The organism is Indiicoccus explosivorum, from assembly GCF_002167005.1.
Taxonomy (GTDB): Bacteria; Bacillota; Bacilli; order Bacillales_A; family Planococcaceae; genus Indiicoccus; species Indiicoccus explosivorum.
Genome location: NZ_NHTN01000022.1, coordinates 108,844 through 134,844 on the forward strand (window position 1 = coordinate 108,844; position 26,001 = coordinate 134,844).

Sequence of the window (26,001 nt, forward strand, 5' to 3'; positions counted from 1 at the left end):
GCCCTGTCGGTCATTTTACCAGTGCGTGTTCAACTTTGATGCAGCGGTCCATGATCACGCGGCGCCCCGCCTGTTCGAGCCGGCGGCGGACATCCCCGTCTTCGACGCCGAGCTGGGTCCAGAAAACCGGGCTGTCCGTTTCCAGGAATTCTTCGGCAAGCGCCGGAAGAAATTCGCTCCTTCTGAATACATTGACGATATCCGGCACTTCCGGAAGATCCGATAAACTCGGATAACTCGTTTCCCCAAGGATTTCGTCAGCCATCGGGTTAACAGGGATGATCCGATAACCGGCGCTCTGCATTGCTTCGGAAACACCGTAGGATGTGCGCTCCGGGTTGGGGCTGAGGCCGACGACCGCGATGGTCCGTGACCGGTCGAGGATTTCCTTGATCTCGCTGCGGCTTGGATTCTGCATATCACATCACCTGTCCTTTTCTTTTATCATACCTTAAACGGCGGTGCAACACGAAGTTTTCCCGTCCGGTTGTTCCCGGCTCGCCAGTCGTGCTAAAATCAAAGGGAATGAAACACGAACCGGCTGCTGTTCGGCAGACGGCTGGAGGAGCCGCTCTATGGAAACTATAATCGCTATTCTGCTCGCCTATCTGCTCGGGGCCATCCCATCCGGTCTGTGGATCGGCAAACTCTTTTACAATACGGATATCCGCTTGAGCGGAAGCGGAAACCTCGGGGCCACCAATACCTTCCGGACCCTCGGCAAAAAAGCCGGGATCGTCGTGACCGTGATGGATATCCTCAAAGGGACCGCGGCGGTCCTCTTGCCGCTTTTCATCGATACCGGCATCCATCCCCTCCTTCTCGGAGTCGTGGCGGTCATCGGCCACATCTTCCCGGTCCTGGCAGGGTTCCGTGGAGGAAAAGCGGTCGCCACCAGCGGCGGTGTGCTTCTCGGATACCACTGGCCGCTGTTTGTTGTCGTCGTCATTGCGTTCATCGTGATCCTGAGACTGACGAAAATCGTATCCCTTGCCTCGATTTCGCTCGGGTTCATTGCCATGATTTACACAGCGGTGTATGCCTGGCTGACCGGCGACTGGCTCTTGTTCGCCGTCATCGTCGTACTGACGGGGTTCATCGTCTATCGCCACAGATCGAACATCGCCCGCATCCGCGCCGGTACCGAACCGAAAGTGAAATGGATGTAAATGCTGAAGAAAAGGTCGTGATCCGATTGGATATCGTAGTTTCGAAAAAAGCGCTGGATTGGTTTAAAGAGGAGATGGAGGCTGAACCCGGAGACCATATCCGCTTTTTTGCCCGGTACGGCGGTTCAAGCAAACTGCATGAAGGGTTCTCGCTCGGCGTGACGAAAGACACGCCCGATGAAGCTGCCGCGGAACGGACGGTCGACGGTCTCCTGTTTTACGTCGAAGAACGCGACTTCTGGTACTTCGACGGGCACGACCTGCACGTTGGGCTGAATGAAGCCACCGGAGAACTCGAATACGACTACAAAAAAGCCTGAGTGTATCAGGCTTTTTTCGTACGAATTTTTCCAGCTGCTCGGTCTGCCCTTCCGCTTCGAGGATCATCCGCTGGCGGTCACCGAACAAATCGAAATGCGGGTAATCACTCCGGCGGTCATCGATCCATTCCTTTCGCAGCCCGTACTGCTTTCCCCAGGCGATCAGCCGGTCCAAATCCGCGCAGCCGACTTTCGTCACCGTGTCGCAGCCGGGAAAGCGGGGATCGAGCCAGTAATGCGTAAGGAACGCGATGTTGCCGGCCGCAACTTCCCGCTTCCAGTGCTCCAGTTCTGCCCGCTTAATCCCGAACGCCATCGGAAACCCGCTTGATTTCTTCATATTTGGCATGCCAGGACGGATCGATCCGCTGAAGCGATACCGGCCGGAAAGAATCTTTCTTGACGAGCACATGCTCCGACTTCGCACGGGCTGCGAGCCGGCCGTCCCCGTGGAGCACTTCATAGCCATACACCGTCCGGAGTCGGCCGTGCTCTTCCACCCACGTCCGGACAACCGCCTTTTCTCCGTAGCGCAGCGCTTGTTTGTACTGGATCGACAAATCGGTCACCGGCGCCAAGTACCCTTCTTTTTCGAGTCCTGCATATGTAAAACCGATATCCTCGATCAGTTTAGTTCTGCCGATTTCCAGCCAGACCAGGTAATTGGCGTGATAGACGACGCCCATCTGGTCCGTCTCCGCGTATCGAATTTCAATTTCTTTTTCACTGATAAACATGCCTTTTTTCACCTCATCTCCCATTATAACGGAGAAAACGGGAAAAAGCAGAGGCGCTCACTTGCCGTTGAGCGCCAGCTGCTTTTTGTCGACTTTCCCGATATGCGTTTTCGGAAAATCCGTCACCGGGATGAAGCGTTTCGGCACCTTGTAACCGCCGAGCCGGCGCCGGCAATGATCGATGAGCGCCTTTTCATCAAATGGGGGGCCATGGACAGGGATGATGAACGCTGTCACTGCTTCCCCCCATCTTTCGTGCGGCACGCCGACCACAGCGGCATCTTTGATTCCCGGAAATTCCATCAGGCATTTTTCCACTTCCTGCGGATAAATATTCTCGCCGCCCGAAATGATCATGTCTTTGCTTCTCCCGACGATGTACAAATCCCCCTCCTCGTCCGTCCGCGCCAAATCTCCTGTGCAGAGCCAGCCATCCCGGAAAGCGGCGGCGGTGGCGTTTTCGTTGTTCCAGTAGCGCTGTATGATGTGCGGCCCCCTCAGCTGGAGCTCCCCCACTTCACCGGTGCCGGCCGCCGTTCCGTCCGGAAGCACAACACGGACTTCATTGAACTGCATGCTTTTGCCGACCGCTCCGCGTTTTTTCAAGGCGGTTTCCGGCGGTATGCTGAAATTATTCGGTCCGGCTTCCGTCAGTCCGTAGCCTTCCTTGAATGGGATGCCTTTTCCCCGATACCTGTCATAGATGACGGCGGGACAGGGGGCGCCGCCAGACAGGAACAGGACCGGATCATGGAAGACCGCTTCGCTGAAAAGCGGCGTTTCCGTCATAAGCTGATGCATCGTCGGGACAAACAGCGAAACGGTCGCACGGTAATCCAGGACGGCCTGCAGCGCTTCCGTCGGCTCGAACCGGTCCCCGACCGCCACCGTTCCGCCCGCCATCAGGACCGGCAGGGAAAGTGCGTTGAGGCCGCCGGTATGGAACATCGGCATGTAATTGACTGTTACATCCTGGCCTGTCAGGCTCCAGCTGACGATGGTGTTGAGTGCATTCCAGTTCATGTTCGCAAACGACAGGACAGCCCCTTTCGGCAGGCCGGTCGTCCCTCCTGTATATAAGATCGTCCACGGGTCGTCTCCGTCCGCCTTCACTTCTTCCGAAGCTTCCCCTGCAGATCCGGCAGCTCCGACGGATTCAAGCAGCATAGCAGGGCAGTCACTAATCGCGCTGGCCGTCTCCGCATTGAGAGCATCCGTCACGATGAACACAGGGGTGCAGTCGGCGATGATGCTTTTCAGCTCCGGCTGGGACAGCCGGTAATTCAGCGGCACATAAAGGATGCCGCTGAGTCCGCAGGCGAACAGGACGGCAAACAGTTCCGGCCGGTTCTGGGACAGCACGCAAAGCCGGTCCCCCTGTCGCAGGCCGCACTCCCTGAACACCTGCTGCCATTTCCCGATCTCTCCGCAAAGTTCCTGGTATGTCCATTCTTTTTTCGTATGGATGCTTGTGAGGGCAACTGCTTCCGGATGGGAAGCCGCCCGGTTCAAAATCCATCGTGCTGTCACCAAAAGTCCTCCCCCTCCCTACATCATGATGCCGCCGTCGACATGAAGGACATGCCCCTGCACGTAATCTGCTTCGTCTGACGCGAGGAATAAATACGCGTTCGCGATGTCCCGGGGAGAGCCGAGCCGCTGCAGGGCGATGGCGGCAGTCATTTGGCCGATCACTTTTTCGGGCATTTTTTCAACCATCTTCGTTTTCGTGAATCCCGGCGCCACCGCATTGACGTTGATGCCTTTGCGGCCCAGTTCTTTCGCCCAAGTCTTTGTCATGCCGATGACCGCCGCCTTGGCCGCTGCATAGTTCGTTTGACCGGCGTTCCCGTATACGCCGCTCACCGAAGACGTGTTGATGATTTTCCCGCTTCCTTTTTCAACAAGGATCGGCAGCACGGACTGCGTGCAATTAAACACACCCGTCAAATTCACATTGAGCACTTCCTGAAAATCGGCTGCTTGCATTTTTCGGAGCATCGCATCCCGGGTGATGCCCGCGTTGTTCACCAAAATGTCGACGGTTCCGAACGCATCCAGCGCAGCTTGCACCATCCGGTCAGTGCTTTCGCGATCGGCGACATCCGTCCGGATGAATCGGACGCTGTGTCCGTCGGCGGCCAGGCGTTTTTCTTCCGCCGTCCCTGTCTGTTCATCGAAGTCCGCCAGCAGGACATGGGCACCTTCCTCACAAAACCGCTCTGCTGCCGCAAGGCCGATTCCGTTCGCCGCCCCTGTAATGATGGCTGTTTTCCCCTGAAGTCTCATTCCGTCTCCTCCTGCAGCAAAAATCCATGGATTTTCTGTACCAGCTGATCCAGGTCATCGACCAGCGGTGAATGGCCGCTGTCGGTCAGCGGGCGGTATTCGGCATTTCCGCCCAAATCCGCCATGATTTCCTGTGTCATCTCTTCCGTCACCACATAATCCCGGTCCCCCCGCAGCACCAGCACTGGCACGGTGATGTCCTTCGCCTGATCCGTCCCTTCCGTCAGTCCGTTGTGCCGGCTGCTGATATTGAACGTGTTGAGTGCATGATAAACTTCCGCCAGATTCCGCTGTGTCAGCATGTCATCGACATACTCTTCGTACTTTCGGCTGTCTGGCTGGCGATGCGAATAAATGAGGGCATTCCATACCGCTTTCAGCCCTTCGCGGTTTTTTGTATCATACAGCCCTTGGATTGCCCGTGTTTTACCGGCATCCGCCCGGACTTCTTCCAAAGATTGGAGCCGCCGCCCGGAATCCGGTGTTCCGTCATCTTTTGTGCCGAAAAACGGATATCCCCGTGTAGATGCACTCGCCAGCAGGACCAGCCGCCGCACGCGGCCGGGATGTTCCGCTGTGTATTGCATGCAGACTGCACCGCCTGTCGACCAGCCGATCAGGTCGAAATTCTCCAGGCCTAAGCGGTCGATAAAATCGGCAAGGTCTTCTGCAAAGTCGCTGATGCCGGTCACCGGCTCGCGGTATGACGAGCCGCCGAAGCCGCGCATATCGAGTGCAAAGAGCTTCAGTGAAGGGTCGAGTTCATCCATCAGCAGATCCCAATGTTTCGAAGAGGTCATATTCCCGTGCACGAGCACGACCGGGTGGTGTCCGCCGTCCCGTTCCCGGTATGTAATTGTTTCTCCATTTTCCAGGGTGACCGATTTCAGTGTCATGGTGCCGTCTCCTTTCCGTTCCCCCATTTTATTGTGGCCGCCCCCCAGGCGTAGCCGATTCCTGCACTGACCATCACGACGATGTCGCCGTCTTTCAGCAGCTGCTGCCGCTCTGCCAGCTCAAGGGATAAAATCTGGTCCATCTGGCCGATATGCCCGTACTCTTCCAAGTAAATAGCCTGGTTGGGGTCGAGCCCGAGCTCGTTTAGGACGAAATCATGCGCGGAGCGCTTCATGTGCAGGATCGCCAGGTAGCGGATGTCCCGCTCGGTATAGCCGCTTTTTGCCAGGGACCGGCGGATTACATGGAGAAAGTTCGCCATCGATTTCTGCTCCAGCCGCTGCTTCATCCCTGCCGGGTCCGGAACATCCAGCCGGTAGAGCCCTTCTGACAGGTGCGCGGCGGTCAGCGGGCTTTTCGTACCGCCTACCGGTACGATGACGTCCTCCGAGAACGACCCGTCCGTCATGATCTCGGACTCCAGCAGCAGGTTTGACGGGTGATCCCGTTTCAGTATCATCGCCGCTCCGCCGCCTGCCAGGTTGAACATGAACCGGGTGCGGTCATTGGTATAATCGATGAAGTCATGGTTGCGGTAGCCGCCTGCGAGCAGGACGGTGCGGATTCCGCTGTCGGCCATCATCAGGCTCTTCGCGACTTTCATCGCCATAATCGTCGTGCCGCACCGGAGGGCTACATCAAAAGCCCAGGCGTGATAAGCACCGATCTCTTGCTGGATTTTTATGGCGGCCGTCCAAAGCGGGTATTCCTTATGCTCTTCCCCGATATAGATGACCACATCAATCGATTTGGGGTCGACCTTCCCTTTTCTGAGCGCTTCCTGTGCCGCCCAGATGCCCATCTGCACCGTGTGTTCTTCCGGACCGGCGACCGGTTTCTGTACAATTCCGAGTTTGGTCCGGATGACTTCCGCAGGCAGTCCTGAAGCCTGTCCGATTTCTTCCGCCGTCATCGTCTGCTGAGGCAAGTATGTTCCTGTCCCGGCGATCCCGATTTTCATCGCGGCACCTCCGGTTTCGCCGGTTCAAGCGGCGGGGCGTCCGCTTCGGGCCGTCTGCGTCGGCTGAACAGCGATTTGAAAAAGCCGGCGATTCCTGTCGGGAAGAAGATGACAGCGAGGATGTACAGAATCCCGAAGAAAATGATCCACCGTTCGAACAGCGGGTACTCCCCCGCCAGGTCTGACAGGTAATGCTGCGCCAGTTCAATGATGCCGGCCCCGATGATCGGGCCGATCAGTGTGCCGACGCCGCCGATGATCGTCATAAGAAGGGCATCCAGCGTGACATCCATGGCCATGACGCTCGTATTCACGAACCGGAGGCTGACGACATAAAGCGATCCGGCGAGACTGGCGGTGACACCGGCCACGACTGAAGCGATCACTTTGTAGGCAAGTGTCCGGTACCCGAGCGCTTTCGTGCGCTGTTCGTTTTCCCGCACGGCGATGAGCACCCGGCCGAGCGGAGAATTCGTGAACCGCCGCAGCGCGAAGTACACAACGACCAGCAGGGCCAGCACGGTCAGGTAAAAAACCGCCCGGTCCCGGAACACATCGGGGGCGCTGAATGTGAACCCATCGTTGCCGTTCGTGACGCTCCGCCATTTTTCCGCCAGCACGAGGAAAAGGCCGGAAAGCGCAAGTGTCAGCATGGCGAAAAAGTGATCTTTCAGCCGGAGCGTCAGGAGGCCGACGAAAAACGAGATGATCCCCGCAATCAGCATACCGGCCGCAATCGACAGGCTGAAGACCAGAAGGGTCGGCTCGAACCGGTCGAGAAGGACCGCTGTCGTGTAGGCGCCGATTCCGAAAAACATGGCATGCCCGAACGACACCATGCCGGCATAGCCGAGCAGGACATCGTAACTCATTGCTAAGATCGAAAAAATGAAAATCTGGGTCAGCAGGATGAGCCACGTCCTGGAATCCGAAACAAACGGAATGGCGGCTAGCAGCACTGCTGCGATGATCAGCGATATCTTGCTCCAGTTCATTGGCTTTTTCATTTTGTCACCCCTTTGCGGTAAATAAGCCTTGCGGCCGGAAAATCAGGACAGCGGCCATCAATAGCATGTTGACAGCAAGCGACAGGGCCGGCACATAATAAGCCATGAAACTGCCGGCCAGTCCGACGAGGATGGCAGCGAGCAGCGAGCCCGGAAAACTTCCCATCCCGCCGATCACCACGACGATGAACGCGAGGATGGCGAACTCCAGCCCCATTTCGGCGTAGATGACGCCGGAGTAAGGGGCAAAGAGCGCACCGCCGAGCGCAGCGAGTGCAGCCCCGGCGATGAACACGAAGAGGAACAGCCGCTTGATGTCGATGCCGAGCGCCTGCACCATTTCCTTGTTGATGACGCCGGCCCGGACGATCAGGCCGATTTTCGTCCGCCGCAGGATGAACTGGATGACCGTAAAAACGGCGATTCCGACGGCAATGATGAAAATCCGGTATTTGATGATAATGATATCGCCGAACACCCAGCTGCCATTCAGCCATTCAGGTGTCGCTGCAGCCAGCTGGTTCGGTCCGAACACTACCTTCAGCATTTCCGTCAGCACGAGCATGAAGCCAAGTGTGATGAGGATCTGCTGGATATGGTTACCGTAAACAGGTGTGATGATCAGTTTTTCGGTGATCAGTCCGAGGATGATGCCGGTCAGAATTGCGCCGGCAATGGCGCCGAAAAAGCTTCCCGTTGCCGTGTAGAACCAGACGGACGCGAATGCGCCCCATGCAAACAGTCCTCCGTGGGCGAAATTCAGGACATCCATGAGTCCGAAAATGAGTGTCAGTCCTGAAGCGAGCAGGAAAATGAGCATTCCGGTTGCGAGCCCGTTCACGAGCAGATTGACGAATAGATCCATGCGGAACCCTCCTTATCCGATCCCTAAGTACTTGCGTTTCAGTTCATCATTCCCGGCGAGATCGGCCATTCTGCCGCTCTGCACCGTCCGCCCGTCATCGATCAAGGTATAGGTGTCGCCGATGCGGCTCGCCATCATGAAGTTCTGTTCGACCAGGACGATGGTGGTGTGCTGTTTCATTTCCTGGATGGCTTCCATCACTTTCTCGATGATGATCGGCGCCAGTCCCTTTGAAGGCTCATCGATCAAAAGCAGTTTGCTGTTGCCGACGAAGGCACGGGCCATCGCCAGCATCTGTTTCTGCCCGCCGGACAAGTGACCGCCGTCTTTTTTCCAGAACGTTTTCAGATCCGGGAACAGCTCCAGCACCGTATCCAATTTTTTGCGTGTTTCCTCTGTTTCCCGAGTCATGGCGACTTTCATGTTCTCTTCGACAGTCAGTGTCGAAAAGATGCCCTGATCTTCGGGCACGTACCCGATTCCGCTGCGGGAAATTGCATGGGTGCGCTTTTTGGTGACATCCGTTCCGCCGAATGAAACCCGGCCGCCGGAAGCGGGCGTCAGCCCGAGGATCGTCTTGAGCGTCGTCGTCTTGCCGGCGCCGTTGCGGCCGAGGAGGACGCCGACTTCCCCGGCGCGCGCTTCGAATGAAACACCCTGAAGGATATGGTATTGGCCGATGTGAGTATGGACATCATCCATTCTGAGGAGCGGTTCCATGCTCAATCCCTCCTAAATACGCGTTTTGGACCCGTTCATTCTGCATGATGACATCCGGGGGACCGTCAGCAAGAAGCCGGCCGTTGAACAGCACCATGATGGAGTCGGACAAATCCAGGATCATGTCCATTTTGTGTTCAATGAGCAGGATCGTTTTCTGCCGTTCGGTTTTTATTTTCCGGATGACGTCGAGAATGGCCGGCACTTCTTCGAGCGACATGCCTGCCGTCGGTTCATCCAGGAGCAGCACTTCCGTATCGAGGGCCAGCAGCATGGCGATCTCGAGTTTCCGTTTCTCGCCATGGGCCAGCTGGGACGCGGCCGCATCCCGCTTGTCCTTCAGCAGCACGAGTTCCAGCAGCTGTTCCGCTTCTTCTGTCAGGGAAGCATAGGATGAAAAGTGCCGGAGGAAGTCGAACCGGATTTTCTTCTTCGACTGGACGGCCAGCCGGACATTTTCCAGCACCGAAAGGCTTGGGAAAACGTTGGTGATCTGGAACGAGCGGCCAAGCCCCTGCCGCGTCCGGTCGATAGGGGACTCGCCGGCGAGGTCTTTCCCTTTGTACAGCACACGGCCGGCGGTCGGTTTCAGTTCCCCGCTGATCAGATTGAAAAATGTCGTCTTGCCGGCTCCGTTCGGTCCGATGATCGACTTAAAGTGGTTAGCGGGCATTTCGAAGTCCACGCTGTCCACCGCTGTATGACCGCCGAAGCGGATTGTCAGCTTCTCTGTTTTCAAAATTGGTTCCATGCCGCCCATCCTTTCTTCTGTCCTCTTCCACGACTAAGAGATGTCTTAGCCATGGAGAAAGACAGACCTGCAGGAGCAGGCTGTCTTCCGTTTCCGTTTGTCAGTTCATGACTGGCGGTTCAGTCTCTTCCGGTGACAGTTCCCGAATGAGGACCGGCACCGGATAGTCGACGCCGTTTTGTTCTTCAAGCCGGATCGAATAAAGCGTCTGGAGCGCCTGATGATCTTCAGGACGGAAGGTCATTTCCCCTTTCGGCGTATCGAAGGACATGCCTTCCATCACGTCGATCAGTTCATTGCCGTCTGTCGATCCGCCGGAAGCTTTCAGTGCTTCGACGATGGCGATCGCGGCAGTCATGCCGCCCGGCGTGAAGAGGTCGGGCACCTGACCGTCGTATTTCGCTTTATGCTGCTCTACGAGCCAGTCGTTCACTTCATTGTCCGGCAGTGTATGGTGATAGACGGTGAAGCCTTCCATGCCGACAAGCGGTTTCATGGTCGACAGTGCAGCGATGTCCGGCGCGCCGGTCGAGATCGTGATGCCCTGTTCCTGGAGTTTCATATCGGCGATCTGGTTCCACGGCGAGTTTGCACCGGCCCATACGATGAAGAGATAATCGGGATCCGCTTCAATGATTTTCTGCAGGTTCGATGTAAAGTCCGTAGCTGCCGGATCGGCATATTCTTCATGGATCACTTCCGCTCCCAGCTCTTCAGCCGCAGCTTTGAATGCTGCCACGCCATCGATGCCGAACGAATAATCCGGCGCGAACGTCGCGATTTTCACGCCCGGTTCAGCGATGGCGGCAGCGCCGGCGATCGCATCCTGCGAAGAGTTCCGGGAAGTGCGGAAAATGAATTCATTGAATTCGGAGCCGGTGATGCTGTCGGCCACCGCCGGTTCGACAACCATGATCGTTTCATACTCTTCCGCCAAAGGAAGTACCGCGAGCGTGTCCCCGGAACTGGAAGAACCGACCAAAAAGTCCACTTCGTCTTCTTCCAGCAGCTTTGTCGCTTTTTGGACGGCCACTTCAGGTTTCGTCTCCGTATCCTCGTAGACCACTTCGATCTTCTTTCCGTCGACTTCCATCGTGCCGTCCGTCGCGTATTCCAGTCCGAGTTCGAATCCTTGCTGGGTCTGTTTTCCATACGATTCCAGCGCCCCGGTCAGTGATGCCAGCACGCCGATTTTTATCGTTTCATCTTCCGCTGCTGCCGCTTCTTCTGTCACTTCGGGATCGCTGCAGGCCGCCCCGAATGCCATGACACCCGCTGTGAGGACAGTCAACAACACCTTTTTTTTCATTTGTTTCTTACCTCCTTTTGTCGATTTGAAAGCGCTTTCTTTATTCCGCTTAACTGTACACCCGGGCAGTTACAATCGGGTTACAAAAAAACGGAGAGGAATAGTCCTCTCCGTCGGTCAGCTGTAGCGAATGATGATTTCATACATTTTATCCGTCGTCTCCATCGGTTCAATCCCGAACTCCCGGTCCAGCATATCGGTACAGCGCTCATACCAGCGGATCGCCTGCGGCCGGCTGTTTTTCTGGTAATAGGCGTACATGAGCAGCCGGTACGCCTCTTCCCATGTATGGTCCGTGCGGAGGAGTTTTTCTGCCCAGTGGATTGTTTCGTCGTAACGCTGCAGGCGGGTCGTCAGCTGGGCGAGGCGTTCGAGGACGAGCAGGTATTGCTGTTCGTACCGTTCCCGCTCGAACCGGTACCACTCTTCGGGCTCACGTTCGCAGAAAAACGTACCTCTGTACAGTTTCTCTGCCCTCAGAAGCAGTGAATGGGCGGCCAGCGGATCCTTCTCCTGCATTCCCTGGTCCATCACCGCTGTAAATTCTGTCAAGTCGCAGCTCCATCCCGCTTCCGGGTTGAACCGGTACATGGACTGGTGGCGGGTGATGAAGAAAGCGTCACGCCGGGATGGCCGGTCCGGTTCCAGAGCGTTCAAGAGGGCGTTCAGCGCCACTTTGAAATTCCGGTCGGCTTGGGCCGGATTGCCGCAGAACAGTTTGTCGAGCAGTTCTTCTTTCGGGACGTAGCGCTCCCGGTTGAGGAACAGGTAAATAAAAATGTCCTTAGCTTTGTCCCGCTGCCATTTGACTGGTTCCGCCGCTTGTCCGCCCAGGGACACACTGAACGGACCTAACAGGCGGATCAAAAGCCGGTAGCCGGGATAAGCGGCATCGCGCCGGATGCCGCAGCTTTCACAAAGAGCGGAAAGGGCGGCGGACTCCGGGTTCTGGAGAAGGGCGCTTTGCCAGAGCGGCTTCATCCGTTCGATGTCGGCCGGTCCGTACAGTGTCCGCCGGGTGATGAAAAACTGGAAGCCATGCGCCATGATCCATTCCGCCAGTTCTTCCGCTTCCCGGCTGAACTCCGGAAGTTCCCCCAGTGCGTGCGTGGCGCTCATCCGCCAGTACCGTGCAGCCGCTTCACCGAATGCGTCGCCGCATTCTTGGAATGCGGCCAAGGCCGTGCCGGCTTCTGCCAGGACGCGGCGGTGCTGTCCGGCCTCATCGGCAATGATGGCCAAACCGACCCGGATGTAAGCGGAAAGCCAGCTGTCTTGGACCCGTTCAGTTTCACTCAGCCCTTTGTTCCCGAGTATCATCGCTTCGCTGATATCCCCTTGCCTCGCCTTCAGAATAGCGAGGCCCATGAATGGTTCCGCCTTCGCCCTCGATACCCGGAGACGTTCCATTTCATTAACCGCCTTGCGGTACCATGTATCCGGATGGTCATCCGGAAAAATTGAAAAGAGGCTTTCCGCATGTCCTCTCCTCATCCAGCCGACCGCTTCAACGAATTCCGATTTCTCTTTGGCTCCCCGTTCCATCGCCAATGCGGCCGACCGCGCCGCTTCATCCGCTCTTCCCATCATCGCATAGACGAGCGAGAGCAGCGCCTCTGATTCCCGGTGCGAGTCAGGAACGGGCGACTCTTCCTGGTTCCGGTCTTCGAGCAGGATCAGCGCTTCCTGAAGCCTGCCGGTGCGGATCAAAAGACGCGCATCGAGATTTCCTTTCTTCAGTACCTGTTCCGGCAGCTGTTCCTGCCCGATCCAGTCAGCCGCTTCCCTGGCTTTCCCCAGATTCACCAGATTCTCGGCGAACTGCCGTTTCAGGGAGTTCATTTCCTGCTCATGGACGGATCCATTCCGATCCGCCCAGGCAATCGCTTCTTTCAGATGGGGGTCCGCCAGACCAGGCTGGATAGTATCCAAATAAATATGCGCGATTCCGGCATGGGCGCGGCTGGCCAACCGGCTGTCGCCGGAGTCTGCGGCCGCAGCGAGGCAGGCCATGTACGCCTGCCTGGATTTCTCATAATACGCCAGGTAGCGATAGGCTTCGCCCTCAAGCAAAAGAAGAGCCGGTCCAGCGTCCCCGCGGGATCCTGCGAGCGATTTCAGGCACTCCAGCACCAGATCGAACTGTCCCTGTTCGATCAGCCGGCCGCCAGCTGAAACAAGCGTTTCTCCCAGGCAGCTATCATCTGAGGACTGTAAGGCTTGATGGATGGCCTGAACGCAATCGCCCTGCTCCAGAAAATACCGGGAAGCCGCAATCCGGGCTGTCTGATACCCGTCGAAATCGAGCGCCTGCCACTTGTTTTCAAGGAACTTCCGGAACAGCGCATGAAACCGGAAAGCATCGCTTGTAGCCAGTGACTGGAGAAAAATGTTGCTCGTTGCTGAGGAAGCGAAGAACTTTCCGGCTTCGGGACCGAAGTAATCCCGGATGAACGAATGCGAAAAAGTGCTAAAAATCGACAAAGAGAGCAGCCAATGCTGCTCTTTCGGCCCATGGCGGCTGAACACTTCTTCCGATAAGTAGCTGAATAAATCCTGGAGGGCCGGTTTGACCGTCTGCTCCAAGGGTTTCGGCGAATCGGTGTGCTGGATGGCCATCAGCTGGACTGCGATGGCCCATCCCTCCGTTAAATCCATGATTTCTTTGATATCTTCAGGTGAAAGTTTTTTATCGAAATAGTCGTCGAAGAAGACATCGGTCTCTTCCCCGGTGAACCGGAGATCTTCTTCTGTCACTTCTATGTAATGGGCGGCGGCTTTCATTTTCAATAAAATCGACCAGCGGGGCTTGGACCGGCTCAGGATGAAAAAACGGATATGGGCCGGTGCATGCCGGATGATCTTTTCCAGGACGAAATTGATCGAAAAAACGTGATCGACCAAATGGAAATCATCGATGGCCACAACCAGAGGGGTCCGGATCCCGTGAAGGGCGTTGGACAGGATGGCGGCGACCCTAGGCAGATCGGCTGTGTCCTGCTGACTGAAGCTGACCCGGAATTTTTCGTCCTGTTGGCGGATGCTTTCACATAAGTAATTCAGAAAAGGAAGAAGATCGTCATCTTCTTCCGAAACGGTATACCAGGCGCAATTCAGCTTTTCTTCTTTCACGTACCGGGCAGCGAACGAGCTCTTGCCGTATCCTGCACCGGCATGGAAAAGAAACAGCCGGGTCTGAGCCGCCCGTTTCAGTTTTCGGGTAATTCCTTGCCTCGGCATATAGGCGGATGCAGGCATGGGAGCGGACAGCCTGGAAAGCAGAAGCGGCGGATTCATCGGGTCGCCCTCTCCTTTCTATAGGTATACGGATAGTGTAGCACAGGAATCTTCATAAGAGAATGACAATTATTTCAAAGTTCTGATAACAAAAGGAACAAAAAATTGTTCGCCAATCCTACGATATTTTCCATGGAATTTAAAAAAGAGCCGCCCATTCAGGCGGCTCTTTCCGGTAAAGCGTCATTACTGTGCCAGTTTGTTGCGGAGAACCATTTGTAGGATGCCGCCGTGGCGGTAGTAGTCGACTTCCACTTCCGAGTCGAACCGCGCCAGGACGTCGAATTCTGTCTTTGTGCCGTCTTCTGCTGTTGCTGTCGCTTTCAGCAGTTCGCGCGGCTTCACATCATCGCTGATGTCCACACTGATCGATTCGCGTCCTGTCAAACCGAGTGATTCCGCATTCTGTCCGTTGACGAACTGAAGCGGGAGTACACCCATCATGACGAGATTCGACCGGTGGATCCGTTCGTAGCTTTCCGCGATGACTGTTTTGATGCCCAGAAGGGACGTCCCTTTTGCTGCCCAGTCACGGGAAGAGCCCATGCCGTAATCTTTTCCGGCGAGCACGACCAGGCCGGTTCCGTCTTCCTGGTACTTCATGGCAGCATCATAGATGGCCATGACTTCATTCGTCGGCCAGTACGTCGTGTAGCCGCCCGTGGTATCCGGCGCCACTTGGTTCCGGATGCGGATATTGGCGAAAGTGCCGCGCATCATGACCTCGTGGTTGCCTCGGCGGGAACCGTACGAGTTGAAGTCTCTCGGCTCTACACCGTGCTCGCGCAAGTATTTTCCTGCAGGCGTATCTTTTCCGATCGCTCCTGCCGGAGAAATATGGTCGGTTGTGACGGAATCTGCGAATTTTGCGATGACCCGCAGGTTGTCGAGTGTTTCAATCGGTGCCGGTTCTTTCGACAGACCTTCAAAGAACGGCGGATTCTGGATATACGTCGATTCTTCATCGAAGGAGTACAGCGCTTCATCCGAAGTTTCGATCGCATTCCACGTTTCGTTTTCGTCGAAAACGCGTTCGTATTCTTCGCGGAACAACTCAGGTGTCACCGTGCTCATGACGGCCTGCTTCACTTCCTGGGTGGATGGCCAGATGTCTTTCAGGTACACATCATTGCCGTCCTTGTCTTTGCCGAGCGGATCGTTATTCAAGTCGATATCCATCGTGCCCGCCAGTGCGAATGCGACAACGAGCGGCGGTGAAGCCAGGTAGTTGGCTTTCACGAGCGGATGGATCCGGCCTTCGAAGTTCCGGTTCCCCGACAGAACGGAAGTCGCAAGGAGATCGCTTTCCGTGATCGCTTCTTCAATTTCCGGAAGGAGTGGACCGGAGTTCCCGATACAAGTTGTACAGCCGTAGCCAACGAGGTCGTAGCCGAGCTGATCCAGGTAATCCTGCAGACCGGCGTCCCGCAGATAGCCGGTGACGACTTTCGATCCCGGTGCCAGTGATGTCTTGACGTAAGACGGCACGGAAAGGCCTTTCTCGACTGCATTCTTCGCCAGAAGACCGGCTCCGAGCATGACATACGGATTCGAAGTATTCGTACAGGAAGTGATCGCTGCAATCGCCAGCGCCCCTGTCTTCATTTCCGCAGTCCGGCCGTCTTTGAATTTGACGGTCGCCGTCTTATTGATTTCATCTTCATCCAGCGCGAATCCGTGCGGTCCTTCCGGAGCTGTAATGGATTCATTGAAGGATTCCTTGATTTTAGACAGCGGGATGAGATCCTGCGGGCGTTTCGGCCCTGACAGGTTCGGTTCGATGGCCGACAGATCGAGTTCGACGACGTCCGTGTAAACCGGTTCGATCGCCGGGTCGAAGAACATGCCGTTTTCTTTCAGGTACTTTTCCACGACTTCGATGTGTTCCGGGTCGCGTCCGGTCAGGCGGAGATAAGTGAGCGCTTCTTCGTCTACCGGGAAGAAGCCGCAAGTTGCGCCGTATTCCGGTGCCATGTTGCCGATCGTCGCCCGGTCAGCAAGCGGAAGCGACGGAACGCCAGGGCCGAAGAATTCGACGAATTTGCCGACAACGCCGTGTGCACGGAGCGTTTCCGTCACTTTCAGCGCCAGGTCCGTAGCGGTTGTGCCTTCCGGCAGTTCGCCGGTCAGCTTGACGCCGACCACTTCAGGGATCGGGAAGTACGAAGGCTGCCCGAGCATGCCCGCTTCCGCTTCGATGCCCCCGACACCCCAGCCGAGAACGCCGATTCCGTTGATCATCGTCGTATGGGAATCTGTTCCGACGAGCGTATCCGGGAATGCTTCGAATGTGCCGTCTTCATTTTCAATGGCATGGACGACGCTTGCGAGGTACTCCAGGTTGACCTGGTGGACGATTCCCGTCTCCGGCGGTACAGCGCGGTAGTTATCGTACGCTTTCTGCGCCCAGTTCAGGAACTGGTACCGTTCTTTGTTGCGTTCGAACTCGAGTTTCGTATTGATTTTCACCGATTCCGGTGTGCCGTAGCTGTCGACTTGCACAGAGTGGTCGACGACGAGATCGACCGGGATTTCCGGATTGATCTTGTCCGGGTCGCCGCCCATTTCAGCCATCGCGGAACGGAGGGATGCCAGGTCGACGACAACCGGAACACCGGTGAAGTCCTGGAGGATGACGCGGGACGGCTTGTAAGGCACTTCCGCTTCTTTGTTGGCGTTTTTGCCCCATTTTGCTAGTTCTTCTACATGTTCAGTGTTGATTACGTAATCGTCATGCTGACGCAATACGGATTCCAGCAGCACTTTGATGGAATACGGAAGCCGTGATACATCGGCGATTCCTGCTTCCTGGAGTGCAGCCAGGCGATAAAAATTGTACGTTTTGCCATTCAGCTCGAAAGATGACCGGCTGTTGTGCAGGTTGCTTTTTGCCATGTTTGTTCCTCCTTTGAATCTCATGAAAAGGCATTTACTGCATCTTTTCTCCACCTTACATCATAGCGAAATTCCAAGCATAAGTAAATTACATTAAAATTATTCGAGGTCATAAGATTTACGAATGGAGCATTTTCGAAACTTTTTTCAGTGTCAGTTCAAGCTGTTTCAAATGGCGCTTTTCATGCAGACCGACAAATGCGTACCATTGATTGAGGGGGACTTGCCCGAATACCGGATGTTTCATTGAGCGGTTTTCAAGCGCTTCCGGCTCCGCTTCGCTGAATACCGAATCAAGGCTCCTTCTCGATTCCGCCAATTTGTCCTTTATTTCCGGGATGGTCTGATAAAAATCGGTCGGCTGGACGAAATCCGGCGCTTCCACTTTCACCAGCCGGTTCACCGTAAGCGCGATCGGTTTTGGTTTTGCTTTTTCGCGTTCCGGTTTTTGCAATTCTTCCCGCATTTTTCGGGCAACTGTGGTTTCCATCAGGTAGAGATGTTCAAGAATCTGCATCGGCGACCATTCTTCAGGGGAAGGTTTGGTATTCACCAAATCGTTCGAATGACCGTCCAGCGCTTTGAAAAGCTTTTCACGGATCTCCGTATTTTTCGCTGTTTCCACCGCTTAGCCCCTTTCTCCTTTTCTTTAACTATCGCACACAACTTTTTTTCAGACAATTAAAATCTTTTTATAGTGGGGTTGATTTTTTTGTTTTTCCTTTTGTAATTACTTACTATTGATGATATAATCCCATTAATTCATCCAGAAAGGTGGTGTCCGGATGCCTTACGGTTACGAAAAATTCAGATTGAAGAATGGTATCAGTCCGAACACAGTAGTCCATGAAGTGCAGCTGATCGAGCATTTGCTAGATGCCGTGTCCCGCTATCATAACGGTCCTGTGGAACCCCATGAAATCCGTCCTTCCGATATTCAGCGGTTTTTCAAGGAACAGCGGGATAAAGGTTTGAAAGACAGCACCATCAACCGGAAGCTCGTCTTCATCCGGAAATGGTTTGATTACATGTGGCAAATCGGCAAAATTCCGGTGGATTTCATGCCAAAGTTCAAGCTGCCCGAAAAACTCGACCTCACCCCCGCCGATATTCATTTGGATTACAGTGAACTGCTAAACCGGCAAGAAGACGTGCTGAAGTCCGAAAAGCTTGCCCTGAATGCGAAAATCCTGTTTCTCCTTTACATGCGGGGACTCCGTGTCCGGGATATGACCGCGATCGATGTCTCCCGCGTCCAGAATTTCGGCCATAAACTCCGCCTTCAAGTCGATAAGAAGGACGGCTATACCCGCCCTCTCGACTTCATGGGAAGTGAAATTCCAATCATCCAAAAAGGGATTGCGCTCGCTTATGACCGGGGCACCCCTTTCCTGCTCGCTTCAAAAGTGAAGGACCAGTACACCGAATTTCAGATGGGTTCCCTGTCCGATTACACGGAAGCCTTGTCGGAATTCCTCGGTCTGCCTGTCCGGTCAGGTGATTTCCGGTTCGCGTTCGTCCGTCATCTCTACGCGGAAGAAGGGAAAAACGTGGAAGAGATCCAGGAGACGCTCGGGATCACGCTTGAATCCGCCGCGCGCATCCTCAAAGAAGCCCTTACCCGCGTAAAACCCAATCCGGGCTGACCTGAAAAAAGCTGCAGATCCTTCTTCGGATCTGCAGCTTTTTCGGTTATGGCAAAACGGTCGAGCCCATGAGGAAGCGGTCGCATTCCCGGGCAGCTCCCCGTCCTTCATTGATCGCCCAGACAATCAGGCTCTGGCCGCGCCGCGCATCGCCGGCTGCGAACACCCCTTCCTGGTTGGTTCTGAACGATCCGTGCTGTGCATCGATGGCGGAACTCGCGTTCGTCCCGATTTCCATCTCCCGGATGAGCCCTTGATCTGGACCTGAAAACCCGATCGCCAGCAGGACCAGGTCCGCTTTCCAGACTTTTTCCGTCCCTGGAATTTCTTCCCGGATCCGGTTGCCCTCTTCATCAATGCGGAGTTTTACATTGACTGTATGGACTTCCTTGACATTTCCGTCCGGCCCTCCGACGAATTTCGTCGTCATGACGGCATAAGCGCGCGGGTCTTCGCCGAAGACGGCTGCCGCTTCCTTCTGTCCGTACTCGACCCGGTGGATGACCGGATATTGCGGCCAAGGATTTCCTATTTCATCCCGGATAGCACCTTTCTTGTCGTAAATATCGAACTGGACGAGGCTGCGGCAGTTCTGCCTCACAGCTGTCGCCAGACAGTCTGTCCCCGTGTCCCCGCCGCCGATGACGATGACGTCCTTTCCTTCTGCAGATATGAAGTTCCCGTCTTCCAGATTGGAATCAAGCAGGCTTTTTGTCGAGGTATGGAGGAAATCCATCGCAAAATGGATTCCGCCCAGGCCGCGTCCCTCCACTTTCATATCCCGGTGGACCGTAGCGCCGGTGCATAGGATGACGGCATCGAAGTCATTCCGTAGCTGATCGGCCGGAATGTCCTTTCCGATTTCCGTGTTCACAACGAACCGGATGCCTTCCTGTTCCAGGATATTGACCCGGCGCATCACCATATCAAATGAAATTTTCATTTCGGGGATGCCATACGTCAGGAGGCCTCCTATACGGTCGCTTCTTTCAAAAACAGTTACGAGGTGTCCGGCTTTATTGAGCTGGTCTGCAGCTGCCAGTCCCGCGGGACCTGATCCGACCACAGCCACTTTCTTGCCTGTCCGGCTGTCCGGCGGATCCGGCACGACCCAGCCTTCCGAAAACCCTTTTTCGATGATGGACCGTTCAATCGTCCGGATCGCCACCGGCGGTTCATTGATGCCGAGGATGCAGGCACTTTCGCAAGGAGCCGGACATGCCGCGCCGGTGAATTCCGGGAAGTTGTTCATGACATGCTCCCGTTCGAGCGCATCTTTCCAGCGGCCATTATAGACGAGGTCGTTCCATTCCGGAATCAGGTGATAGACCGGACAGCCGGTAGTGGCACCGGCCAGTTCCATCCCGCTCTGACATGTCGGAACCCCGCAGTCCATGCAGCGGGCGCCCTGGACTTGAACTTCTTCTTCCGTCATCGGGACGGTATAATCCTTCCAGTCGTTCGCGCGCTCCGCCGGTTTACGTTCAGGCATCGCTTTTCGGCTATATTCCATAAATCCTGTTATCTTCCCCATCGGACCGCTCCTTTCCTATTGTTTTACAGTCTGTGACAGTTTGCTTTCTTCGAAAGCCGCCATTTGCGCTTCGTCATTGCCCAACCCTTCGTTTTTCAGTTCACTGATCCGTTCGTTCATTTCTAAGTACGCCTTCGGAATGACCCGGACGAATTTGGACGAAAAGATTTCCCAATGCGCCAGTATCCGATGACCGTTCGTGCTTCCGGTAAAGTCGGTGTACCGTTGGATCAGCGCTTTCAGGCCGGCGATTTCAGCCGGTTCCGCCAATGGCTGCAGCAGGACCATTTCTTTATTGCACCGGTCGGCGAACGTTTCGTCTTCATCCAGTACATAAGCGACACCGCCCGACATGCCAGCGGCGAAATTTTTCCCCGTCTGTCCGAGGACGACTACGCGTCCGCCTGTCATGTATTCGCAGCCGTGATCACCAATTCCTTCCGCGACGATGTCCGCCCCGCTGTTCCGGACAGCGAAACGCTCTCCGGCAATGCCGTAAATATAAGCTTCACCGGAAGAAGCTCCGTAAAAGCAGACATTTCCGGCGATGATGTTCTTTTCGGGAATGAACGTGGAGTCATGTGCCGGAGCGACGATGATTTTGCCGCCCGACAGTCCCTTGCCGACGAAGTCGTTTGCATCGCCTGCCAGTTTCATCGTCAGACCCTTTGGAATATAGGCGCCGAAACTTTGGCCGGCTGATCCGGTGAATTCGAGCGTAATGGTATCGTCCGGCAACCCTGCCGCACCGTATTTCAGGGTGACTGCACTGCCGAGCATCGTTCCTGTAGCCCTATGGATGTTCCGGATTGCGGTCTGGACATTCACCGGTTCGCCCGTTTCGATCGCTTTCCGGCAGCGCGGCAGAAGTTCCTGGTGATCCAGCGTCTGCTCGAGGTGATGGTCCTGTGCGATCATGGCATGCCTGCCGACAGAAGGCGGCAGTTCCGGCTGATACAGGAGCGGCGACAAGTCAAGCCCCTGCGTTTTCCAGTGGCCTTTCGCCTCGTCTGTTTCGAGCACATCAGTCCGTCCCACCATTTCATCCACCGTCCGGAAACCGAGTTCCGCCATCAGTTCACGGACTTCCATGGCGATGAACCGCATGAAGTTGACGACATGTTCCGGGTCCCCGCCATATTTTTTCCGGAGTTCCGGGTTTTGCGTCGCGATCCCGACCGGGCATGTATCGAGGTGGCAGACCCGCATCATGACACAGCCCAGTACGACCAGCGGTGCAGTCGAGAAACCGAACTCTTCTGCACCTAAGAGCGCGGCAGTCACCACATCGCGCCCGGTCATCATCTTGCCGTCCGTCTCGACGACAATCCGGTCCCGCAGTCCATTCAGCATGAGGGTCTGGTGGGTTTCAGCAAGTCCCAGCTCCCAAGGCAGGCCTGTGTGTTTGAGGCTGGTCTTCGGCGCTGCGCCCGTGCCGCCGTCGTATCCGCTGATCAGCACCAGATCCGCGCGGCCTTTCGCCACACCGGCGGCGATCGTGCCCACACCGACTGCAGACACCAGCTTGACGGAAATCCGGGCTTCAGGATTCGCGTTCTTCAAGTTGAAAATAAGTTCAGCTAAATCTTCAATCGAATAAATATCGTGGTGAGGCGGCGGGGAAATCAATTCGACGCCTGTGGTAGACCCCCGCACTTCCGCAATCCACGGGTACACTTTCTTTCCGGGCAGATGGCCGCCTTCCCCGGGTTTCGCTCCCTGTGCGACTTTGATCTGGATCTCCTCCGCGTTGACGAGATAGTGGCTCGTCACACCGAACCGGCCGGAGGCCACCTGCTTGATGGCACTTTTCCGGCTGTCGCCGTTCGGTTCGGGAATGAATCGCGCCGGATCTTCCCCGCCTTCGCCGGAATTGCTTTTGCCGCCGATGCGGTTCATCGCGACCGCCAGCGCTTCGTGTGCTTCAGCCGAAATGGAACCGTAGGACATCGCGCCTGTCTTGAAGCGCGCTGTAATGGCTTCAAGCGGTTCCACTTCGCTGAGGGGCACCGGCTTGCGCTTTTTGAATTTCAGGAGTCCCCGCAGTGACTGGAGAGACGCCGTCTCGTCCGTCAGCAGCCGGGCGTATTTTTTAAACAGAGCATAGTCATCGGTCCGGCACGCCTGCTGAAGAGTGTGGATGGTCATCGGATTATAGGAATGGTTTTCACCGTTTGCCCGGTACTGATACTCGTCCCCGGACTGGAGGTTTTTCTGGACATCCGGCCGTTCAGGGAACGCTTCTTTATGCCTCGCCAGCACTTCCTGCGCAATGATTTCCAATCCGATCCCGCCGATCCTTGAGGCGGTCCGGGTGAAATACCGGTCGATCACAGGCTGGCTGATGCCGACCGCTTCGAAAATTTGGGCGCCGCGGTAGCTTTGGATCGTGGAGATCCCCATTTTGGACAGTACTTTGACAATACCGTCAGTAACTGCGGCAACATAACTTGCTTGTGCTTCTTCCGCCGTTTTTCCGTCCAGGTCCCGGGTTTCTGTCAAGTCCCTGACTGTCCGGAGCGCAAGATAAGGATTGATCCCTTCTGCCCCGTATCCGATCAGGGCGGCGAAATGATGGACTTCCCTCGGCTCCGCTGATTCCAGCAGCAAGCTCACCTTCGTCCGCGTACCTTTCCGGATCAGGTGGTGATGAAGTCCTGAAACCGCAAGAAGGGCAGGGATGGCTGCATGTTCGGCATCCACGCCGCGATCGGACAGGATGAGCAGCACCGCGCCGTCTTTATAAGCCCGGTCCGCTTTTTCGAACAGCGCTTCAAGCGCCTGTTCCATTGCGCCAGGTCCGCTGTCCGCGCGGAACAGGATCGGGAGCGTGACCGTCTTGAAGTGCGGGACGTTTTGATGACGGAGTTTCGCGGTCTCCGAATCCGTCAGAATTGGAGTTTCAAGCCGGATGTGGCGGCAGCTCTCCATGGAAGGGTCTGTAAGATTGCCTTCCCGGCCGATTGTGGTCCGGGCGGATGTGACGATCTTTTCCCGAATCGCATCGATCGGCGGATTCGTCACTTGGGCGAACAGTTGCTTAAAGTAGCTGTAAAGCAGCTGAGGGCGTTCGGACAGCACCGCAAGCGGGGAATCATAGCCCATCGAGCCGACGGGATCTTTGCCGTCACTGGCAAGCGGTTTGACGATCTTTTGGACTTCTTCCGTCGTATAGCCGAACGCGAGCTGCTGATCAAGAAGCTCCCCCTCCGCTGCCTTTTCCACTGCCTTTTCCGCTTCCTGCCCTGCGTCAGGAATGGTTTCGAGATCCAGCATATGCCCTTCCAGCCAGTCCTTGTAAGGCAGTTCGGAAGCGACCTGCATTTTGATCTCTTCATCGGGGATGATCTTCCCTTCTTCCAGATCCACGACGAGCATCTTCCCCGGATTCAGCCGTTCCTTGTAGATGATGTCATCTGAGAAGATGTCGAGCGCTCCGACTTCCGAACCGAGAACGATCATTCCATTTTTGGTCACGTAATAGCGTGCCGGGCGGAGTCCGTTCCGGTCCAGGCATGCGACGATCTGCCGGCCGTTTGTCATGACCAGGGCAGCCGGACCGTCCCATGGTTCCATCAGCGTGCTGTGATACTCGTAGAAATCCCGTTTTTCCTGCCGGATGAGCGGATCGTTGACCCATGGTTCAGGGACCATCATCATCGCCGTATGGGCGAGCGACCGGCCGGATAAGTGGAGGAATTCAAAGCAGTTATCGAACATCGAGGAGTCACTGCCCGATTCATCGATCACCGGCAGCACTTTATCAAGGTCTTCCTGGCTGAAATGCGGTGAGCTGCAGAGGGCCTGTCTCGCCCTCATCCAGTTGACATTGCCCCGGAGCGTATTGAATTCACCGTTATGGATGGAGTAGCGGTTCGGATGGGACCGCTGCCAGCTTGGAAACGTGTTGGTGCTGAAACGGGAGTGGACGAGCGCCAGCGCTGATTTGAATTCGGGATGGTTGAGGTCGATGTAAAAAGAATCCAGCTGTTCCGGAATGAGCATGCCCTTGTAGACGATCGTGGAAGCGGACAGACTGCAGAAATAGACATCCTTCAGTTCCTGCCGGCCGCTCATGATGTTTTCAATCCGCTTCCGTATGATGTACAGTTTGCGTTCAAAATCCATCGGAGTCTCAAGATCAGCCGATGCTTCGATAAACACTTGACGGATGACCGGTTCTGTTTTTTGGGCCACCTTGCCGACAAAGGAATCATTGATCGGTACCGGACGCCAGCCGAGCACGGTCTGATTTTCTTCGCCGACTATTTCTTGAATCAGCTCTTTCACTTCCATCCGGAGCTCATAATCGCGGGGCATGAACATCATGCCGATCCCGTACTGCCCTTCCTGCGGAATGCGGATGCCTTCTTTCTCACACTGTTTGAGGAAGAACCGGTGCGGAATCTGTGTCAGAATACCTGCTCCATCGCCGGTGCTTGTATCGGAGGACTGACCGCCCCGATGCTCCAGATTGCATAAAATATTTATAGCGTTTTGCACGATGCCATGGGAAGGTTCTCCATTAATCGACGCAATCATTCCAATACCGCAAGCTTCGTGCTCGTTAGCCGGGTCATAAAGCCCTTGGTAATGCGGATATTCTCTTTTATTCATCAAAGCCCCTCCTTTTGAAAAACTATGTAACGATAGCATACCATAGTCTGACAATTGAATAAATATAAATTTTTTAGCAACAAAATCCTTGGAACGCTTGAAAGCGGTTACAACCTTGCCATGCCGCCCGCTTCACGGGACGAAAAAAATCAGCTTTTTATTACGGCTCGGCAGCAGAATTACTTTCCTGCCCTCCTATAACTATTGCAGCCGGCTCCAAATTCATTCTTCAGTTTTAAAGAAAAAACCGTTCCCCCAAAAAAGGGAAGGCCTGACTGGCAGACGAGTCATTGGATCAGGAGACCGACAGCGAGATTCAGCACGACCAGCGTGTGCAGCAGCGCAATGAGCAGGCCTTGACGGTTCAGTTGCCTCATCGCTTGCGGATCCATCTCCTCACCTCCGCTTTTTCATAATTTTACTGAATTTTCGTTTATATTTCAATCACTTTACCTTTGCGTTTCTGTTTCATACGTCGCGTTTCATTTTGCCTAAAACCGGCAATAGCAGTATTAGAAATGATTCATATTTTATTCTGTAAAAGGAGAGGAATGAACGTGGAATTTCTTCTGTATTTAATCATGGGCGGTATCATCGGCTGGCTTGCCGGATTGATTTTAGGGAAGGATATTCCCGGCGGCATCATCGGAAATATTATTGCAGGGATTGTGGGTGCATGGATCGGAGCCGCCCTTTTCGGGGAATTCGGTCCGGAGATCTGGGGGGTCAGCATCATTCCTGCGCTCATCGGTGCGCTCATCCTGGTATTCGTGCTGAGCTTGATCCTTGGCGCCATGAACAAAAGAAGGGATTAGAGGAAGCAATCGTTTTAAATATGACAAAAACCCGCCGGTCTAGACTGACCTAGCAATTTGAGACACAGATAAAACACCCTTCATTAGGCTGCCATGGCCCCGAATTCCCTCG

At 55.2% G+C, this 26,001-nt stretch carries 20 protein-coding genes and 1 pseudogene; 4 read left to right on the forward strand and 17 right to left on the reverse strand.

The window, feature by feature from the left end; all coding sequences use genetic code 11:
* Positions 1-10: 10 nt before the first annotated feature.
* Positions 11-418, reverse strand: a complete 408-nt coding sequence (locus CCE92_RS07995) for a CoA-binding protein (RefSeq protein WP_088006991.1) — start codon at positions 416-418, stop codon at positions 11-13.
* A 157-nt stretch (positions 419-575) separates the two neighbouring features.
* Between CCE92_RS07995 and plsY the strand changes: the two genes are divergently transcribed.
* Together plsY and CCE92_RS08005 are read left to right on the forward strand one after the other, a co-directional pair.
* Positions 576-1,169 (forward strand): glycerol-3-phosphate 1-O-acyltransferase PlsY, encoded by a 594-nt coding sequence (gene plsY, locus CCE92_RS08000; RefSeq protein WP_088006992.1) that lies wholly within the window; start codon positions 576-578, stop codon positions 1,167-1,169.
* 17 nt (positions 1,170-1,186) lie between these two features.
* Positions 1,187-1,489, forward strand: coding sequence for a HesB/YadR/YfhF family protein (locus tag CCE92_RS08005; RefSeq protein WP_338152467.1), 303 nt, complete (start codon positions 1,187-1,189; stop codon positions 1,487-1,489).
* 13 nt (positions 1,490-1,502) lie between these two features.
* On the opposite strand, the pseudogene CCE92_RS16195 reads toward CCE92_RS08005, so the two are convergent.
* The 14 genes and pseudogenes from CCE92_RS16195 to CCE92_RS08075 form a co-directional block, all read right to left on the reverse strand.
* Positions 1,503-1,805: pseudogene (locus CCE92_RS16195) on the reverse strand (hypothetical protein); the annotation flags it as partial.
* Positions 1,789-2,226, reverse strand: a complete 438-nt coding sequence (locus tag CCE92_RS08015) for an acyl-CoA thioesterase (protein ID WP_088006993.1) — start codon at positions 2,224-2,226, stop codon at positions 1,789-1,791. The gene CCE92_RS08015 and the pseudogene CCE92_RS16195, both read right to left, overlap by 17 nt.
* A 57-nt stretch (positions 2,227-2,283) precedes the next feature.
* On the reverse strand, positions 2,284-3,756 hold the full coding sequence (locus tag CCE92_RS08020; RefSeq protein ID WP_241535924.1) for an AMP-binding protein: 1,473 nt from the start codon (positions 3,754-3,756) through the stop codon (positions 2,284-2,286).
* Between the two features lie 18 nt (positions 3,757-3,774).
* Positions 3,775-4,515 (reverse strand): 3-oxoacyl-ACP reductase FabG, encoded by a 741-nt coding sequence (gene fabG, locus CCE92_RS08025; protein WP_088006995.1) that lies wholly within the window; start codon positions 4,513-4,515, stop codon positions 3,775-3,777.
* Complete coding sequence (gene phaZ / locus CCE92_RS08030) at positions 4,512-5,411, reverse strand: intracellular short-chain-length polyhydroxyalkanoate depolymerase (RefSeq protein WP_088006996.1); 900 nt, start codon at positions 5,409-5,411, stop codon at positions 4,512-4,514. The genes fabG and phaZ overlap by 4 nt, the downstream gene beginning before the upstream one ends.
* Complete coding sequence (locus tag CCE92_RS08035) at positions 5,408-6,433, reverse strand: 3-oxoacyl-ACP synthase (RefSeq protein WP_088006997.1); 1,026 nt, start codon at positions 6,431-6,433, stop codon at positions 5,408-5,410. The genes phaZ and CCE92_RS08035 overlap by 4 nt, the downstream gene beginning before the upstream one ends.
* Entirely contained in the window at positions 6,430-7,428 is a 999-nt protein-coding gene (locus tag CCE92_RS08040; RefSeq protein WP_241535926.1) for a branched-chain amino acid ABC transporter permease, read from the reverse strand. The genes CCE92_RS08035 and CCE92_RS08040 overlap by 4 nt, the downstream gene beginning before the upstream one ends.
* Before the next feature lie 16 nt (positions 7,429-7,444).
* Positions 7,445-8,305: a branched-chain amino acid ABC transporter permease gene (locus tag CCE92_RS08045; RefSeq protein ID WP_088006999.1), complete on the reverse strand. Its 861-nt coding sequence runs from the start codon at positions 8,303-8,305 to the stop codon at positions 7,445-7,447.
* A 12-nt stretch (positions 8,306-8,317) separates the two neighbouring features.
* Positions 8,318-9,025, reverse strand: a complete 708-nt coding sequence (locus CCE92_RS08050) for an ABC transporter ATP-binding protein (RefSeq protein ID WP_088007000.1) — start codon at positions 9,023-9,025, stop codon at positions 8,318-8,320.
* Positions 9,000-9,776, reverse strand: coding sequence for an ABC transporter ATP-binding protein (locus CCE92_RS08055; RefSeq protein ID WP_088007021.1), 777 nt, complete (start codon positions 9,774-9,776; stop codon positions 9,000-9,002). Before CCE92_RS08055 ends, CCE92_RS08050 begins: the two co-directional genes overlap by 26 nt.
* Positions 9,777-9,876: 100 nt before the next feature.
* On the reverse strand, positions 9,877-11,085 hold the full coding sequence (locus CCE92_RS08060; RefSeq protein ID WP_088007001.1) for a substrate-binding domain-containing protein: 1,209 nt from the start codon (positions 11,083-11,085) through the stop codon (positions 9,877-9,879).
* 117 nt (positions 11,086-11,202) lie between these two features.
* Positions 11,203-14,382 carry an ATP-binding protein gene (locus CCE92_RS08065; protein ID WP_088007002.1) on the reverse strand — a complete coding sequence of 1,060 codons (3,180 nt, stop codon included), beginning with the start codon at positions 14,380-14,382 and terminating at the stop codon, positions 11,203-11,205.
* Between the two features lie 186 nt (positions 14,383-14,568).
* On the reverse strand, positions 14,569-17,277 hold the full coding sequence (acnA, locus tag CCE92_RS08070; protein WP_088007003.1) for an aconitate hydratase AcnA: 2,709 nt from the start codon (positions 17,275-17,277) through the stop codon (positions 14,569-14,571).
* Between the two features lie 118 nt (positions 17,278-17,395).
* On the reverse strand, positions 17,396-17,902 hold the full coding sequence (locus CCE92_RS08075; RefSeq protein WP_088007004.1) for a DinB family protein: 507 nt from the start codon (positions 17,900-17,902) through the stop codon (positions 17,396-17,398).
* Between the two features lie 160 nt (positions 17,903-18,062).
* On the opposite strand from CCE92_RS08075, the gene CCE92_RS08080 reads away from it, so the two are divergent.
* Positions 18,063-18,923, forward strand: coding sequence for a tyrosine-type recombinase/integrase (locus CCE92_RS08080; protein WP_088007005.1), 861 nt, complete (start codon positions 18,063-18,065; stop codon positions 18,921-18,923).
* Positions 18,924-18,969: 46 nt separating this feature from the next.
* On the opposite strand, the gene CCE92_RS08085 is transcribed toward CCE92_RS08080, so the two are convergent.
* Complete coding sequence (locus tag CCE92_RS08085; RefSeq protein WP_088007006.1) at positions 18,970-20,457, reverse strand: glutamate synthase subunit beta; 1,488 nt, start codon at positions 20,455-20,457, stop codon at positions 18,970-18,972.
* A gap of 15 nt (positions 20,458-20,472) precedes the next feature.
* A complete protein-coding gene (gene gltB, locus CCE92_RS08090; protein WP_088007007.1) occupies positions 20,473-25,074 on the reverse strand; it encodes a glutamate synthase large subunit in 4,602 nt (1,533 codons plus the stop codon).
* A gap of 557 nt (positions 25,075-25,631) precedes the next feature.
* On the opposite strand from gltB, the gene CCE92_RS08095 reads away from it, so the two are divergent.
* On the forward strand, positions 25,632-25,889 hold the full coding sequence (locus CCE92_RS08095) for a GlsB/YeaQ/YmgE family stress response membrane protein (protein WP_088007022.1): 258 nt from the start codon (positions 25,632-25,634) through the stop codon (positions 25,887-25,889).
* Positions 25,890-26,001 lie beyond the last annotated feature (112 nt).

Bases quoted from the DNA above. Each gene is read 5' to 3' on its own strand.
- CCE92_RS07995 (WP_088006991.1), bottom strand. From the start codon at position 418: ATGCAGAATCCAAGCCGCAGCGAGATCAAGGAAATCCTCGACCGGTCA.
- plsY (WP_088006992.1), top strand. From the start codon at position 576: ATGGAAACTATAATCGCTATTCTGCTCGCCTATCTGCTCGGGGCCATC.
- CCE92_RS08015 (WP_088006993.1), bottom strand. From the start codon at position 2,226: ATGTTTATCAGTGAAAAAGAAATTGAAATTCGATACGCGGAGACGGAC.
- fabG (WP_088006995.1), bottom strand. From the start codon at position 4,515: ATGAGACTTCAGGGGAAAACAGCCATCATTACAGGGGCGGCGAACGGA.
- phaZ (WP_088006996.1), bottom strand. From the start codon at position 5,411: ATGACACTGAAATCGGTCACCCTGGAAAATGGAGAAACAATTACATAC.
- CCE92_RS08035 (WP_088006997.1), bottom strand. From the start codon at position 6,433: ATGAAAATCGGGATCGCCGGGACAGGAACATACTTGCCTCAGCAGACG.
- CCE92_RS08040 (WP_241535926.1), bottom strand. From the start codon at position 7,428: ATGAACTGGAGCAAGATATCGCTGATCATCGCAGCAGTGCTGCTAGCC.
- CCE92_RS08045 (WP_088006999.1), bottom strand. From the start codon at position 8,305: ATGGATCTATTCGTCAATCTGCTCGTGAACGGGCTCGCAACCGGAATG.
- CCE92_RS08050 (WP_088007000.1), bottom strand. From the start codon at position 9,025: ATGGAACCGCTCCTCAGAATGGATGATGTCCATACTCACATCGGCCAA.
- CCE92_RS08055 (WP_088007021.1), bottom strand. From the start codon at position 9,776: ATGGAACCAATTTTGAAAACAGAGAAGCTGACAATCCGCTTCGGCGGT.
- CCE92_RS08060 (WP_088007001.1), bottom strand. From the start codon at position 11,085: ATGAAAAAAAAGGTGTTGTTGACTGTCCTCACAGCGGGTGTCATGGCA.
- CCE92_RS08065 (WP_088007002.1), bottom strand. From the start codon at position 14,382: ATGAATCCGCCGCTTCTGCTTTCCAGGCTGTCCGCTCCCATGCCTGCA.
- acnA (WP_088007003.1), bottom strand. From the start codon at position 17,277: ATGGCAAAAAGCAACCTGCACAACAGCCGGTCATCTTTCGAGCTGAAT.
- CCE92_RS08080 (WP_088007005.1), top strand. From the start codon at position 18,063: ATGCCTTACGGTTACGAAAAATTCAGATTGAAGAATGGTATCAGTCCG.
- CCE92_RS08085 (WP_088007006.1), bottom strand. From the start codon at position 20,457: ATGGGGAAGATAACAGGATTTATGGAATATAGCCGAAAAGCGATGCCT.
- gltB (WP_088007007.1), bottom strand. From the start codon at position 25,074: ATGAATAAAAGAGAATATCCGCATTACCAAGGGCTTTATGACCCGGCT.